This is a genomic window from Halalkalicoccus tibetensis (assembly GCF_037996645.1).
In the GTDB taxonomy this organism is placed as follows: Archaea; Halobacteriota; Halobacteria; order Halobacteriales; family Halalkalicoccaceae; genus Halalkalicoccus; species Halalkalicoccus tibetensis.
Map to the genome: position 1 here is coordinate 1 of NZ_JBBMXV010000004.1, position 14,526 is coordinate 14,526.

18 protein-coding genes and 1 tRNA gene are annotated in these 14,526 nt (G+C 68.1%); 10 read left to right on the plus strand and 9 right to left on the minus strand.

The features are described from left to right. The 7 genes from WOA58_RS12675 to WOA58_RS12705 all read left to right on the plus strand — a co-directional run. Window positions 1-492 (plus strand): SufD family Fe-S cluster assembly protein (locus tag WOA58_RS12675; RefSeq protein WP_340603756.1); only part of this gene is annotated, 492 nt, incomplete at its 5' end. Next, window positions 489-1,757 carry a Fe-S cluster assembly protein SufD gene (sufD, locus tag WOA58_RS12680; RefSeq protein ID WP_340604601.1) on the plus strand — a complete coding sequence of 423 codons (1,269 nt, stop codon included), beginning with the start codon at window positions 489-491 and terminating at the stop codon, window positions 1,755-1,757. The genes WOA58_RS12675 and sufD, both read left to right, overlap by 4 nt. Before the next feature lie 50 nt (window positions 1,758-1,807). Next, window positions 1,808-2,308, plus strand: coding sequence for a ferritin-like domain-containing protein (locus WOA58_RS12685; RefSeq protein WP_340604602.1), 501 nt, complete (start codon window positions 1,808-1,810; stop codon window positions 2,306-2,308). A 55-nt stretch (window positions 2,309-2,363) separates the two neighbouring features. Beyond that, entirely contained in the window at window positions 2,364-2,798 is a 435-nt protein-coding gene (locus WOA58_RS12690) for a metal-dependent transcriptional regulator (RefSeq protein WP_340604603.1), read from the plus strand. Window positions 2,799-3,017: 219 nt separating this feature from the next. Beyond that, window positions 3,018-3,090 (plus strand) — tRNA-Gln (locus WOA58_RS12695). 144 nt (window positions 3,091-3,234) lie between these two features. After that, window positions 3,235-3,486: a hypothetical protein gene (locus tag WOA58_RS12700; RefSeq protein WP_340604604.1), complete on the plus strand. Its 252-nt coding sequence runs from the start codon at window positions 3,235-3,237 to the stop codon at window positions 3,484-3,486. 55 nt (window positions 3,487-3,541) lie between these two features. Further along, entirely contained in the window at window positions 3,542-3,784 is a 243-nt protein-coding gene (locus WOA58_RS12705) for a PRC-barrel domain containing protein (RefSeq protein WP_340604605.1), read from the plus strand. Between the two features lie 33 nt (window positions 3,785-3,817). On the opposite strand, the gene WOA58_RS12710 is transcribed toward WOA58_RS12705, so the two are convergent. Then, window positions 3,818-5,131: a polysaccharide deacetylase family protein gene (locus WOA58_RS12710; RefSeq protein ID WP_340604606.1), complete on the minus strand. Its 1,314-nt coding sequence runs from the start codon at window positions 5,129-5,131 to the stop codon at window positions 3,818-3,820. A gap of 59 nt (window positions 5,132-5,190) precedes the next feature. Next, window positions 5,191-6,480 carry a nickel pincer cofactor-dependent isomerase, group 22 gene (locus WOA58_RS12715; RefSeq protein ID WP_340604607.1) on the minus strand — a complete coding sequence of 430 codons (1,290 nt, stop codon included), beginning with the start codon at window positions 6,478-6,480 and terminating at the stop codon, window positions 5,191-5,193. 84 nt (window positions 6,481-6,564) lie between these two features. Here WOA58_RS12715 and WOA58_RS12720 point away from each other — a divergent pair, with 84 nt between their 5' ends. Then, complete coding sequence (locus WOA58_RS12720) at window positions 6,565-6,936, plus strand: cyclophilin-like family protein (protein WP_340604608.1); 372 nt, start codon at window positions 6,565-6,567, stop codon at window positions 6,934-6,936. On the opposite strand, the gene WOA58_RS12725 is transcribed toward WOA58_RS12720, so the two are convergent. Further along, window positions 6,933-7,685, minus strand: a complete 753-nt coding sequence (locus WOA58_RS12725) for a ribonuclease H-like domain-containing protein (RefSeq protein ID WP_340604609.1) — start codon at window positions 7,683-7,685, stop codon at window positions 6,933-6,935. The genes WOA58_RS12720 and WOA58_RS12725 overlap by 4 nt on opposite strands. A 30-nt stretch (window positions 7,686-7,715) precedes the next feature. Further along, window positions 7,716-8,453 (minus strand): alanyl-tRNA editing protein, encoded by a 738-nt coding sequence (locus WOA58_RS12730; RefSeq protein WP_340604610.1) that lies wholly within the window; start codon window positions 8,451-8,453, stop codon window positions 7,716-7,718. Window positions 8,454-8,612: 159 nt separating this feature from the next. Between WOA58_RS12730 and WOA58_RS12735 the strand changes: the two genes are divergently transcribed. Continuing rightward, entirely contained in the window at window positions 8,613-9,305 is a 693-nt protein-coding gene (locus WOA58_RS12735) for an HD domain-containing protein (protein WP_340604611.1), read from the plus strand. On the opposite strand, the gene WOA58_RS12740 is transcribed toward WOA58_RS12735, so the two are convergent. Both WOA58_RS12740 and WOA58_RS12745 read right to left on the minus strand, forming a co-directional pair. Further along, entirely contained in the window at window positions 9,297-9,938 is a 642-nt protein-coding gene (locus tag WOA58_RS12740; protein WP_340604612.1) for a LysE family translocator, read from the minus strand. The genes WOA58_RS12735 and WOA58_RS12740 overlap by 9 nt on opposite strands. Then, window positions 9,939-11,135 (minus strand): threonine synthase, encoded by a 1,197-nt coding sequence (locus tag WOA58_RS12745; protein ID WP_340604613.1) that lies wholly within the window; start codon window positions 11,133-11,135, stop codon window positions 9,939-9,941. A gap of 92 nt (window positions 11,136-11,227) precedes the next feature. Between WOA58_RS12745 and WOA58_RS12750 the strand changes: the two genes are divergently transcribed. Next, window positions 11,228-12,478, plus strand: a complete 1,251-nt coding sequence (locus tag WOA58_RS12750) for an NAD(P)/FAD-dependent oxidoreductase (protein ID WP_340604614.1) — start codon at window positions 11,228-11,230, stop codon at window positions 12,476-12,478. Here the strand turns inward: WOA58_RS12750 and WOA58_RS12755 are convergent, their stop codons facing one another. From WOA58_RS12755 to WOA58_RS12765, 3 genes are all read right to left on the minus strand, one after another. Continuing rightward, on the minus strand, window positions 12,479-12,919 hold the full coding sequence (locus WOA58_RS12755; RefSeq protein WP_340604615.1) for a hypothetical protein: 441 nt from the start codon (window positions 12,917-12,919) through the stop codon (window positions 12,479-12,481). 221 nt (window positions 12,920-13,140) lie between these two features. Then, window positions 13,141-13,818: a metallophosphoesterase gene (locus tag WOA58_RS12760; protein WP_340604616.1), complete on the minus strand. Its 678-nt coding sequence runs from the start codon at window positions 13,816-13,818 to the stop codon at window positions 13,141-13,143. A 52-nt stretch (window positions 13,819-13,870) separates the two neighbouring features. Further along, on the minus strand, window positions 13,871-14,500 hold the full coding sequence (locus WOA58_RS12765; protein ID WP_340604617.1) for a J domain-containing protein: 630 nt from the start codon (window positions 14,498-14,500) through the stop codon (window positions 13,871-13,873). Window positions 14,501-14,526 lie beyond the last annotated feature (26 nt).

Consider the following 14,526-nt stretch of genomic DNA (forward strand, 5'->3'; position numbering starts at 1 on the left):
ATCCTGAAGGGGCGCGGCGCGAGCGCGAACCACATCAGTATCGCCTTCGCGGGCGAGGGTCAGGACATCGACACGGGCGCGAAAGTGTATCACAACGCGCCCAACACCAACTCGACGATCGAGTCCAAATCGATCAGCAAGGACGGTGGACGGACCAACTACAGAGGGCTGGTGCACATCTCGGACGGCGCACACGATTCGTCGACGGCAGTCGAGTGTGACGCCTTGATGTTCGACAACGAGTCGATCTCGGACACGATGCCGTACATGGAGATCAACGAGTCGAAGGTCGACGTCGCCCACGAGGCGACGGTGGGCAAGATCGGCGACGAGGACGTCTTCTACCTCCAGTCGCGCGGCCTGGACGACGACGACGCCAAACAGATGATCGTTTCGGGGTTCATCGAGCCGATTACCGAGGAGCTGCCCATCGAGTACGCCGTCGAACTCAACCGGCTCATCGAGCTCGAGATGGAGGGATCGCTCGGATGAGCGCCGGCATCCAGCACGCGGACATCTCGGAGGAAACAGTAGAGAAGATCTCCGAGGGGCTCGACGAGCCCGAGTGGCTCCTCGAGACTCGCCTGGAGGCCCTGGAGGCGCTCGACTCGCTCGAGCTCCCCAGCGTCATTCAGACGCCGGGACGGCGATGGACGAACCTCGAGGACCTCGACTTCGAGGCGCTGGTCGACCCGCTCGACGCCGCCGAGGAGAAGGACCAGGTCGGCCCCGAGAACGTCGAGGTGCTGCCGTTCGCGGAGGCCGCACGCGAGCACGAGGAGCTCGTCCGCGAGCACTTCGGGTCGATCATCGACCATCAGGAGAACTACCTGACGGCGCTCTCGACGGCGCTCTTCACGACGGGGACGGTCGTCTACGTCCCGCGGAACGTCGACGCCGAGGACGTGACGATCCGGACGACGATGAACTCCCGGTCGCTGTTCAACTACACGCTCGTCGTGACCGAACAGTCGAGCTCGGTCACCATCCTGGAGCGCCAGTCGACGGGCAGCGAGGCGCGTAGCACCTCGGAACGAGCGAGCGGCGACGAGCCGCGAGCAGACGAGGTCGACAGCGAGGAGGGTCGCTACTACAGCGGCATCGTCGAGATCAGTGCAGGGGAGAACAGCCACGTCCAGTACGGTAGCCTGCAGGACCTCGACGAAGACACCTACAACTACACGCTGAAACACGGCGTCACCGACCAGTACTCGACGATCAACTGGATCGAGGGCAACCTCGGCTCGCGGCTGACGAAGTCGGGCGTCGAGACTACCCTCGCCGGCGAGGGCTCGGAGAGCCAGATCGTCGGGGCCTTCTTCGGCCACGACGACCAGCACTTCGACATCAACTCGCGGGTCTGGCACCGCGCGGAGCACACTACGGCGGACCTCGTGACCCGCGGCGTGCTCGACGACCGGGCCCGCTCGGTCTACGAGGGCGTTCAGGACGTCGGCTCGATGGCGTGGGACACCAACTCCTACCAGCGTGAGAACACCCTCATGCTGAGCGACGAGAGCGAGGCCGACGCCTCCCCGAAGCTGATCATCAACAACCACGACACCGAGGCGAGCCACTCGGCGACTGTCGGACAGGTCGACGCCGAGGACCTGTTCTACATGACCTCGCGCGGGGTCGATCCTCAGACCGCGAAGAACATGCTCGTCGAGGGGTTCTTCGTGCCGGTCCTCGAGGAGGTCGCGGTCGACGAGCTGCGCGAGGACCTCGAAGCACGTATCAAAGAGCGGCTCCGATAAAGGGGTATGCACGCCGGCCGTATCGCTTTCGAATCGCTGGGTGGTTTCCAATGAGCCTCACGACACGGGTCGGCTCCGATCGCCAGCTCGCGCGGCTGCTCCAGATCGGCATCGTCCTCGAGGAAGTCGTCGAGGCACGCGCCTATCACCACCACCAGTCGCTTTCCACCGAGGAGAAAGCGGAGCTCGACGAGGAGATCGAGCACCTGCTCGAACACGCCGCCGAGGAGTCCGCCGAGCACCGCGAACGTCTCGAGGGGCTGATCGAGGAGCTCGACGCCGACAGCGTCGCCTTCGAGGAGATCGAGACCCTCGTCGAGGGCCAGTACGGCCAGACCAAACCCGACGATTTCGATGGGATCCTCTACGACCAGCTTCACAGCGAGGAGACCGCCTACAAGTTCTACGACGACCTCATCGAAGCGATCGAGGGCAGCGACGCCGAGTTCGGTATCGAACGCGGGCGGCTCCTGGAGACGCTCCGGTCGATCCGCGCCGAGGAGGAGGAGGGTGCCCGCGAGGTCACCGAGATCATGGAGGGACGCGAATGACAGCATTCACAGCAACGCTGTTCGCTGCTCGCGGCGACCACGCGGGGTGGTCGCTGTGAACACAGCCGATCAGTATCTCAAGACGATCTACGTCGTACAGCACGTGGAGAACGGACCCGCAGCGACCGGCGCGCTCGCCGACCGACTCGAGGTCAGCCCCGCGAGCGTCAACGAGATGATCGGCAAGCTCGAGGAGCGCGGGCTCGTCGACCACGAGAAGTACAAGGGCGCCTCGCTCACCGACGACGGGATCGTCCGCGCCCGGAACGCGCTCCAGACGTACTGCATCATCGAGCGGTTCCTCGCGAACGTCCTCGAGGTCGAGGAGTTCCGCGCGGAGGCCCACGAGCTCGAGAGCGTCATCGACGGCACGGTCGCAGAACGCCTGGACACGATCATCGACCGCCGATCGGACTGTCCGGAGTGCTTCGACCCCGAGACGGATGCGTGTGAGTACCTGGAGACCTGTCTCGAGGAGCCGGCGGACTGATTCTCGAAGCGTTCAAGTGATCGCCGTGGGTAGGTACGGCGAGGAATCCCGTGGCGTCCCACGATGGGGCGTGATACGGGCGTTCCGAACGCAGTCCCGTGGTGTCTCACCGAGTGAAGCGAGGTGAGGCTTGGAACGCGAGCAAAGCGAGCGTTCCGGTGGTGAGCAAAACCGTAGGTTTTGCGATTCTCACGGGACGAGCACGTCGAAGACGCGCGCAGTCCCGTGGTGTAGTGGCCAATCATAATGGCCTTTGGAGCCATTGACGGCGGTTCGAATCCGCCCGGGACTATTTTTCGGTGACATCGCGATCAGAGCGGTGGCCGCTTCCCGGCGAGACACGGCATCGGATCGGCATCGGTGAGGCCGTCCCGTCCGTCGATCATCGGAGGAGTACCGTAAGATTATAATCTGCCTCGTCCGAATCCATCGTCGGATGTCGATCGAACTCACCGATATCACCGTTGGAACGCCGGTCGTCGACTCGACCGGTCTGGAGATCGGTATCGTCAGCACCGTGGAGGACGGGAGCGCGACGCTCGACCGGGACCCGACAATCGCCGACGAGCTCCGCTCCATCGTCGGGTTCGGACGCTCGGAACCTGATCACCTCACCATCACCGGCGACCTGGTCGAATCGGCCGAAAACGGCGTGATACGGCTGGCCGTTCCCGACCGACACCTGTAACCTTCGGAAGCCGAGACAAGCCAGCCTATATGCGGCTGGCCGTCGAAGGCCGACCATGGCGATCACTCTGACGGAGGCCGATGAGGGAAAGCGCGTCATCGATGCCGACGGCGACGAGATCGGGATCATCAGCACCGTCGAGGGTGAGACCGCGCTGGTCGACCCCGACCCGAGCCTCACCGACGACGTCAAGGCCGCGCTCGGGTTCGGCGACACCGACGAGGACCAGTTCCCGCTGGACCCCAGTGACGTCGGCGAGGTCACCGACGACGAGGTCCGCCTCGAAACGACCTACTGAACGCTTCTCCGATCACGGTCCGGGGACCGCCGGTCACTCGTACTGCTGGTTCCGTAGCTCGCTGGTCAGCAGACAGTCCGCCCCGACCTCGTCGATGTAGGCCATCGTCCGTTCGAACCCCTCGGGGTCGATCCAGACGTCGTGGTCCTCGACCACGTCGTGGTAGTAGAGCACGAGCGTGTCGGTCGGGATCCGGTCGTCGAGCAACAGGTCGATCAGCGCCATCGCCCGTTCGGGGTTGTCGCCGGGGTGGCGGTTGACCGACAGCGGCGAGCTGATCGTCCGGTTCATCGAGCCCCGTTGGCCGTGGGTCCCGAAGTCGTAGTAGTCCGCCGCGATGTCCATCGTGTCCGTGGTAAACGAGCCGAACGGGTAGGCGATCATCGAGGTCGCGCGCTCGAAGCCGTGATCGAGCAGCCACCGTTTCGACTCCTCGAGCTCCGCCCGCTGTTCGTCGAGCGAGAGCTCCCCGGTCCGGCGGTGGGTGTGGGTATGGCTCGCGAACTCCCAGCCGGCCTCCTGCATCTCCTCCATCTGTGCGAGGGTGAGGCTGCGGCTGTTCCCGACCCGGCCCGTGATCGTGTAGACGGTCGCCGGGACGTCGTACTCCTCCATGATCGGGAACGCGGTGTCGTAGGTCGACCGCAGCGAGTCGTCGAACTGGACGAACAGCTTCGGCTCGCGCTCGACGGGCACCGCACGGAGGTCGTCGAGGTACCAGTCGACGTCGTCGCCCGCCCAGGAGATCGTCGCGTAGGCCTCGTCGGCTGACGCGAGCGACGAGGTGTGGCTCACCCCCAGGTCGTAGCGGATCCAGCCCGGCTCGTCGATCTTGTGTCGGGTACGGAAATGCAGTTTCCGGCCGCAGTCGGGTGCGTTGACGTCGAACGACGGCGAGTAGTGGTTCCCGGGCGATTCGATGTACATCGCCAGCGAGAACGAGGTCTCCGTGAGGTCGTAGCCCGAAAGCGGGATCCGAACCCGGACCTCGCCGTCGCCCGCGCTCGTCAGGTGCGCCGATCGCGAGCCCCGATAGGCCCGTTCGGTCGACGCCTCGAGCGAGCCGGCGAGCAGCTCCCAGTCGTCGAGATGTTCACAGTCCTGCCAGCTCTCGCCGCGGTCCCAGAACTCCTCGCGGGGATCGCCGTCGATGAACAGCGTCGCCTCCGGCGGCTCCGGGCCCGGATCGGGCTCCGGGTCCCGTTCGGGCTCCGTCTCGGCTCCGTTCTCGTCGGCCCCGCTCTCGTCGTCCTCGGGCTCCGCGCTACCCAGACAGCCGGCCGCGCATGCCGCGCCGGCCGCCGCCAGGAACGCCCGTTTAGTCATCGGTCGCTGGCTCCCGTTCATACGGGAACCACAACTATCAGTAATATTATTATTAACGAGCTAGACTATCGCTCCCGTCGTCACCCGACCGGGTCGAACCGGGGCTCGCCGGCCTCGAAGCCGAGGCGGTCGTAACCCGCTACCGAGAGGTGCTCGACGGGCTCGTCGGCGAGCGCCGCCGAGACGCGGAACTCCGAGAGATGGCCCGTATCGGGGATCCAGGCCATTCGGACCGTCTCGGGGTCGTAGCTCCCGATCGAGGAGACCGCGGCGATCAGCGCGAGCTCGCCGGTCGGCAGCGCGACCGGGAGCCGGGCCTTCGAGAGCGAGCCGCTCGTCAGCGCGTTCGTGTAGACTTGCTCAAGATCGAGCTCCTCCGCGACCGCGGTCGTGGTGAGGTCGGCCAGCCCGATCCCCTGGCCGTTGCCGTGGGTCGCCTCCGTCAGTCCGCGGACGACGACCCGGTCGATGTCGGGCGTCTCGGGATCGTCGGCGTTGAGCACCTCGTAGCGCCCGATCACGTTCGTGTCCATGCCCGTCCCGGAGACGTCCTTTCCGATCCGATCGACCACGAGGGCGTCGAGGTCGTCGTAGGGCAGTGTGGGCATGTACTCGCGGGCGCGTTCGAGCAGTTCGGCCTCGCGTTCGGGCAGCGCGTTCTCGGGGATTCCCTCGACGTGAGCCGTTCGGTCCTCGAAGTTCTCGACGATCGCGATCCCGCCGAGTACCTCCACCCCCTCGCGGACCGCCTCGAGCGCGTCGGTGATCGCGGGGACGTACCCCCGTGAGAGCGCGTCGCGGTGGACGGCCTGGGCGCCACGGTGCTTCCCGAGGCCGATCGCGAGCATCTTACAGAGCCCGCTCTCGACCTCGCCGGTGAAGTTGGTGTGGGGCTTCACCCGGTTGATAACGAGGACCGCGTCGGATTCGTGGGCGGCCCGCGAGAAGTACACGGGCCCGCCGCCCGCCTCGCCGACCTCCACGACGTCCATCCGGGAGTCAATCGGACACCCGACCGATTCCGCGTCGATCCCCAGCGCCGCGAGGGTCTCTCGCTGGCCCTCGCTGGTCGCACCACCGTGGGACCCCATCGCCGGGACGACCACGGGATCGAACCCCCGCTCGGCGAGTCCGTCCACGACCGCTCGTGCGACGGGTACGAGGTCGTGGATCCCGCGGCTGCCGACGCCGACGGCGACGGTCGCCCCCGCCGACAGCGTTTCGAGGGGGAGATCGGAAAGGGATTCGCGGGCCGTGCTGGCGGGGTCGTCGACGGTCGGCGTCGGCGGGTCGTACTCGACGCGCGCGAACCGCGGGAACTCGACGGGTTCGAGCATCCCTTCGACCGCCTGTTGATCTGGAAACTCCATACGGGGCGCTCGCACCGGAGCTACAAAAGCCGCCGTCCCGGTGTCGGGGGACCGTTTATGCTCCTCCTATGCCGATCCGTAGCCATGTCCCGACTTCGCATTCGGGTCGGCGAGCGGGAGTCGACGGCCGAGTGGACCGACGAGAATCCGAGGACGCGTGAAGCGATCGAGGAAGCGCTGCCGCTCGCCGGCGACTGTCGGACGTGGGGCGACGAGCTCTACTTTCCGACCGAGGTGGACGTCGGGCCGGAGAACGCCCGCGAGGAGGTCCCGGTCGGCGCGGTCGCCTACTGGCCGGTGGGCGACGTCATCTGCCTGTTCTGGGGGGCAACGCCCGCGAGCCACGGCGACGAACCGCGTGCGGCCGCGCCGGTGAACGTCGTGGCGCGGCTCGACGACCCGGACGCGTTGGTCGGTACCGAAGAGGGAGACGAGGTGCGGATCGCCCTCGATTAGCGGAACGCGCCGAAGACCTCGCTGTCGAGGCGCGTCGCGACCCGATCCGCGAGCGTCTCGAGGTTGCGGGTGTCGTCGCGGTTGTACCGCACGAGCCGCTCGAGGGCCTCCTCGTCGCCCCGTTCGTAGGCGTGCCACAGCCTGACGGCCTCGCGGCCGTCGACGCCCGCCTCCTCGCGGCCGATCCCGAGCTCCCCCTCGATCGCCTTCAGCCCGCCCGTGAGCCCCGCCTGCTTGCAGGGGTACATCAGATCGAGGTGGGGGGTGTCGATCGAGAGGTCGAAGCTGGTCTCGAGGAAGGGGACGTCGAAGCGGGCGCCATTGAAGCTGACGAGCAGATCCGCCGCGTCGAGCTCCTCGGAGACGGCCTCGCGGGTGAGGTCGTCGCCGGCGACCAGCGTCTCGGTCTCGCCGCCACAGTGAAAGCTCACCGTCGTCACCCGGTCGCGGTCCTTGCTGAGGCCGGTCGTCTCGATGTCGAAGAAACACGTCCCGGACCGGAAGTTCTCGTAGAAGCGCCAGTGGCTCGCGGAGGGTAGCCGATCGGCGAAGTAGGCGGCGTTTCGCCGGTCGAGCTCGGTTCTGGCCTCCGCGACGAACGACTCGATCGACGCGGCTCGCGAGTCGCCCACGGGAAGCGAGCCCGCCTCCCTGAAGGCGTCCCAGTCGGTGATCCCCGCCTCCCAGAGCTTCCGCTCGGTCCGCTCGCCCACGCCGTCGGCGGCGATGAAGCTGTTCTCTACGCGCACGCGATACGGTCGGCGACCGAGGGAAATAACCTATTCGTCTTCGAGGACGAACGCGATCCGCTCCCCGTCCGCGCCCCGCGTCTCGCGGCCCGTCACCTCGACCCGGCCGATCTCCTTGGTGTCCTCCACGTGGGTGCCCGCGCAGGCGACCCGGTCGAACGGGTCGTCCGGATCGCCGATCTCGACGATCCGCACCTCGGTGATGCTGTCGGGCAGCAGTTCGAGGCGCGTTCGTTGGGGATCGAGCTCGCGTTCGGCCCGTTCGCGTTCGAGCGTGTACCACCGGACGCCGAGACCCGCCTCGACCAGCTCGTTCATCCGGTCCTCGATATCGGTCAGCTGCTCGTCCGAGAACCGCTCGTACGCACAGTCGAGGCGCGCGCGGTCGGCGTGGAGCTGGTTTCCGGTCGTCGGCGCGTCGTACCCCTCGAGCAGCAGCGCCGACAGCAGGTGCTGGGCGGTGTGATAGCGCATGTGGGCGCGCCGGCGCTCCCAGTCGAGCTCTCCCCGAACCATCTCGCCGGCGGTCGGCCCCGCGTCCCCGCTCTCGACGACGTGGTAGACCTCGTCGGTCTTCTGAACATCCGGAACGGGCCAGGTCTCGCTCCCCGAGAGCGCCCCGTGGTCGGCCGGCTGGCCCCCACCCTCCGGGTAGAAGTGGGTGGCGTCGAGGACGACCCGCGACGTTTCGCCGTCGTCGATGACGCGCTCGACGCGCGCATCGAACTCCCGGACGGTCGAGTCCTCCAGATAGCGCTGTTCGGTCATATCCACGCTACTCGCTCGCCGGACATAAGCATCGTCGGCGACGTAGGAACATTGGACCCGACCACCGATCGATACCGAGACCGTCGTAACGCTAAAGAGTAAAACACACGTTTTTGTAGGTAACAATGAACGACGACAGGACGCTTTCGAGGTGTTTCTATGGGCGTTGAGATCAAGGAGACGCCCGTCTCGGACGAGGAGTTCGAATCGATGAAGGAGTTCGTCTACGAGTATCTCGACGCGAGCGTCCAGAACGAGGAGGAGGGCGGGCGCATGCGGTGGTATCCGTGGCATTCGGCGGAGTACCGGTTCAACCACACGCTGAACGTGCTATCGCTGGCCGAGGAGATCGCCGAGGCCGAGGGCGCCGACGTCGACGTCGTCCGGGTCGCCGCGCTGTTTCACGACGTCGCCAAGCTCGACGCCGACCAGGAGATCCACGCCGAGGAGGGCGCGCGCGTCGCCCGCGAGTATCTCTCCTCGCGGGGCTCGTTCCCGACCTCCTTCATCGACCGGGTCTGCCGGGCGATCGACGCCCACACCCACACGGGCGAGCTTTCGGAGCTCTCGCTCGAGGGCCAGTGTCTGATCGAGGCCGACCTGCTCGATAAGGTCGGCGCGAACGGCACCGTGCTCATGCTGCTTCGGATGGGCTACGAGGCCCGCACCCACATGGACAGCGCGACGATGGTCCACCGGGTCTACGAGCGCGGCAAGGAGGCCTGCGAGCGCGTCGAGAGCGACACGGGTCGGAGCCTCGCGCACGAACGGCTCAAGCGCGTGCGCTGGTTCTGCGAGTGGCTCGAGATGGAGGTCCCCGAGATGGAGCGCGATACCGAGGCCCTAGAGTAGGGCCAGCGCCCGGTAGAGGAAGACGACCCCGAAGCCCGCGAGGACGAGGGCGCTCCCCGCGGCGACCAGCGGCGCGAACCCGTCGATCCGTCGGCCCGCCCGGACCAACGCCGCCGGGAACAGCGTGATCCAGAGCGCGATCCCCGCGAAGAAGCCGAGAACGATGGCGACGCTCCCGGTCGCGACGCCCAGCTCGCCGATCACGGGCACCGCGACCGAGAGGGTACCGGGATCGAGCAGCGCCACGCCGACGGTGAGCCACCAGAGCACCTGGTACGGGTTGGTCAGCGAGAGCATGAACGTCCTCCGGAACCCCTTCGAGGCGCTGCTCTCGCCCTCGACGAACGATCCGCGGGCGCTCCGCGCGGCGTCGAGCGCGAAGTAGAGCATGAGCAGTCCGCCGACCGCCATCATCCCGGCTCGCAGCGTCGGGGCGTCCTGCAGCACGGTCGCGACGCCCGCGAGCGCGACGACGAAGAAACAGGCGTCGGCGCTCATCGCGCCCAGTCCGGCGCGAACGCCCGCATCCCATCCCCGCAGAACGCTCTCCTCGGCGATGATCGCGTTCATCGGCCCCGGCGGGGCCGCGAGCGAGAGGCCCAGCAGGATCCCGGCGATCGCCGCCCCGAGCACTCAGATCCCCTTGCCCATCAGGTGGCTGCGCAGCACGTCGCTGTCCTTGTTGGCGGTCGCGGTGTTGAGCAGGATGACCGTCGAATCGGCGTCGAACTCGCCGCGATCCGCCAGTTCCCAGGCCCCGCTCGCGGCCGCGGCACAGGTCGCGCCCATCTCCAGGCCCTCGCCCTTCGCGACCGCGATCGCGCTCTCGAGGATCTCCTCGTCGGGCGTCGCGACCGCACCGCCATCGGATTCGCGCAGACACTCGAGGATCCACGGGCTCGCGCCGGGGTCGGGGATCTCGATCCCGCCACAGATCGTGTCGGGATGCTCGACGGGCTCGTGGTGGTCCTCTCCCTCCTCGAAGGCCTCGACGATCGGCGCACAGCCCTCGGCCTGGGCGGCGTACATCGCCGGGAGCTCGTCGATCAGGCCGTGCTCCCGGAGCTCTTTGGCGCCCTTGTGCATCCCGACGAGGCCGACGCCGCCGCCGGTGGGGTAGACGATCGCGTCGGGGGCCTCCCACTCGAGCTGTTCGAGGATCTCGTAGCCCATCGTCTTCTTGCCCTCGTGGCGATAGGGCGTGACGAACGTTTGGACGGAGTGCCAGCCCTCCTCTTCGCCCTCCTCGTCCATCGCGTCGGCGTAGGCCGCGCCCGCGTCGCCGATCCGCCCGCCGACGACGGTCATGTCTCCCCCATGAACGTTCACCATCGCCTTGTTGGTGAAGCCGGATCGCGAGGGGAGGAAGACGTGCGAATCGATGTCGGCCCGGCCGGCGTAGGCCGCGGCGGCCTGCCCGGCGTTGCCCGCCGAGGCCAGTGCGATATCGCTTGCGCCCTCCTGAGCGGCCGCCGTCATCGCCACCGTCTGGCCGCGGTCCTTGAAGCTCCCCGTCGGGTTGCGGCCCTCGTCCTTGATCAGCACGCGCCCGACGCCCATCTCCTCGGCGAGCTTCTCGCACTCGACCAGCGGCGTCGCGCCCTCGTCCATCGTAACCGCCGATTCGCGGGTGAACGGCAGCAGCTCCTCGTAGCGCCACATCGAGTCGAACGGCCGCTCGGCGAGCGTCTCGCGATCGAGGTCGATCGCGTCGTGGTCGTAGGCCGGATCGAGGATCCCGCCGCAGTCGGGACAGCGCTGGGCGTCGGGGCCGACCCGCTCGCCGCAGTCGATACAGTCCAGGCCGACGAAGGCGGACGTCGTCTCCATACCGGGGCTTGCCGGCCGGGGACAAAGGGCTTCCTCTGTAACGCGGGCAGCGCGTAGCAGGGACTTAGTAGGCGGCCGCCGAAGCCGATGACATGAACGTCGTGGTCGTCGGCGGCGGGCTCGCCGGGCTGGTCTGTGCCCGCCGGCTCGCGAGCGAGGGGGTGGAGGTAACGCTGTTCGAACGCGAACCCGAGGTCGGCGGGCGGGTCCGCTCGGTCCATGAGAACGGCTTCACCTTCGATCGGGGCTTTCAGGTACTGTTCACGGCGTATCCCGCGGCGAAGACCGAACTCGACTACGACGCGCTCGACCTGCGGTACTTCACGCCGGGGGCCTGCCTCGCCCGGCCCGGGGAACGTTCGGTGCTCTCGGACCCGCTCGGCGATCCCGGGGCGGCCCTCGAGTCGGCGCTCAACCGCGAGGTCTCCTTTACTGATAAGCTCCGGACGCTCGCGCTGCGCCGCCGGCTCTCGAAGCTCGACCCCGAGGAGCTGTTCTCCGGCGGGGACCAGACCATCCGCGCGGCGCTGCTCGAACGCGGGTTCTCGGAGAGCTTCATCGGGAACTTCGCCGCGCCCTTCTACGGCGGGATCACGCTGGATCGCTCGCTGTCGAGCTCCGCGGCGACGTTCGCCTACACCTTCGCGATGCTCTCGCGGGGCCGGATCGCCGTCCCCGCCGGCGGGATGGGCACGATCACCGAGCAGCTCGCCGCGTCGGCCAAAGCGGCGGGCGCCACCGTTGAGACCGGACGCGAGGTTCAGTCGGTCGACGGCCCGTCGGTCTCCACGGGTGGGGAGTCGCTCGAGGCGGATGCAGTCGTCGTCGCGGCCGACCCGAAGCGTGCCCGCGAGCTGACCGGCGTGGCATCGATCCCGGCGGAGGCGCTGGGCTGTGTCACCCAGTGGTACTCGCTGTCGGGCGATCTGGGCGGCGGGAAACGGCTGATCCTCGACAGCGAGGGCGAGGAGGGCGCGCCGAACCAGGTCGTCCCCCACACGGCGGTCGCCCCCGAGTACGCCCCTGACCGGGAGACGCTCCTGAGCGCGACGTTCCTCGGCGAGCCCGAGGAGAGCGACGCGGCGCTCGCCGAACGGACCCGCGAGACCCTCTCCTCGTGGTATCCCGAGCACGTCTTCGACTCCCTCTCGCTCCTCCATACCGACCGGATCCCGTTCGCGCAGTTCGCCCAGCCGCCCGGTTTCTACGCCGACCTGCCCGACGTCCGCGAGCCGGGGGGACCGGTCTACCTTGCCGGCGACTACACCGAGTGGTCCTCGATCCAGGGCGCGATGAAGAGCGGGCGGGTCGCGAGCGAGGCGGTGCTCGAGGACCTCGGGTAGCTACTCGTCGGGGTCGTCGGACTCATCGGATTCGTCCACGAGATCACGCGCGAGGCTGGCGACCAGCCGCTGGAGCTCGTCGCGGCGGATGTCCGCGCCGAGCCAGTCGGTCAGGAACGCCGTCCAGCCCCCGAAGGTGAACTCCGAGCGAACCGTCACTCGCGCCTCCTCGCTACCCCCGACTGTGATCCGGGTTCGCATCTCCTCGAAGGGACCCTCCTCGCCCCGCTGGACGTAGCTGTAGCCGTCCCCGTGTTCGGTGAACTCGAGGGTGATCCCGATGTCCTCACCCGTGGCTTCCACGACGGTCTTCCCCGCCCGCTGTTCGACCGACTCGATCTCGTACGTGCCGGCGTACTCGACGATGGACTCGGGCGTGAGCGTCCGCTCGACCTCGGCCCGCGGGACGTCGAGCGTCGCCGTCACCTCGACCTCTCTCATTCGTCCGGTCCTTCGACCGCCACGATATATACTGGCTTTGGAGCCGCCGTCCGTCGAACGGGTGGTTCGGTGGCCGGCGCGAACGGAACGCTTTGCGTTCCGTGAGCGGGGCGGGGAAAGGCTGGCGTCCCTGAGAGCGGTCGTCCAACCGGACGACCGCGATGCGGCCCTGGTGGACATGCAAAGGGCGAGCGAGGGCTGCCAAGCCCGAGTGAGGGCTTTCAGAGGTAGGCCCGAAGCTCCGAGAGCGGGGGGAACTCCAGGGTCTCGTCGCCGTCCTCGTCGCGGACGACCGGTCGGAACGCCCCCGGGGGGCCCAGAAGCGGCGAGCGGAGCGCCTCCGCCCGCGAGACGTCGACCCCGGCGGCCAGCCGGGTGAACGCCGGAAGCACGAGTGCCCGGCCGCCGCCCGCGGCCGGCCCCAGCAGGTAGCAGGGGCGTTTTCGGCCCTCGATCGTGATCGCCGGGTGGACGTGTCCGAGGACGTAGCCCTCGGCGCTCCCGGCGCGCTCGTGGCCGTGACAGGCCAGTACCTCGCCCACCCGATGGGTGCTCACCGTCCCGTCGAGAAGCGAGTCGAGCATCGTGTCGTGGTTGCCCCGCGTCACGACCAGCCGCGCGCCCGCCTCCGCGACGCGGCGTTCGAACGCCCGGAGGCTCTCCTCGACGCCGTAGGGGAGGTGATCGAAGCTGTGTAGCAGGTCGCCGGCGACGACGACCTCCTCCGGTTCGAACTCCGAGAGCAGTGCTCCGAGGCGTTCGAGCACGTCCTCGCGTTCGCCGAGCGGGAGCTCGACGCTCGAGGCGCGGTCCTTTCCCAGATGGACGTCCGCGAGCACGAGCGTTTCCTCCGCGGGGAAGTAGGCCGCCCGGTCCCGGAAGACGCAGTCCTCGAACACGGCCGAGGGTTCGTCGCCGCGGGCATGAGCCTGTCGCCGTCCCCGCGCAGGGTCAGGCCGACGCCGGGACGGCCTCGGCGCCCTCCCCGCCCGCGTGGGTGCGTGCGGTGGCGTAGGCGTTTCGCACCCGCTCGAACGACTCGCGGTCCCCGCCCTGGTCGGGGTGGACGTGCTTGACCTTCTCGCGATAGGCGGCCTTGATCTCGGCCTCGTCCGCGCCCGGCGGGAGCCCGAGCACGGCGAAGGCGGCCATCGTGGCGTCGTCGGTCCCCGAGCCCGACGAGAGGGTCGGCGTCTCGAAGGGGAGCCGGCGGCCGAGATGGACCCCCGGCATCTCGTGTTCAACCAGCACGGCGTGGGTGTCGGTCGCGTCGATGCGGAAGAACGCGCGCGCGTCGAAGGTGATCGCGACGTCGCGATCGGGCAGGTAGAACTCGACGGGCCCGCCGGCGACCTCGCGGTTCTCGACGAACTCCTCGCCGATGGTCCGGAGGTAGCTTCGGATCTCGCTGCGCTTTCGGTTCTCGCCGCCCGCGGTCGGCTCGCGTCGCTCGTCGGGGAAGAGTCGGAAGCCGACGGCGAAGACCGCCGCAATGAACACGCCGATGACGAGCCCGACGAGGATCCCGATGACGAGCCACCACGGGAGGAACCACACCAGATCACCCTGCGTGGACTGCACGCCGTTCGGTAGGGGTGCGAGGACAA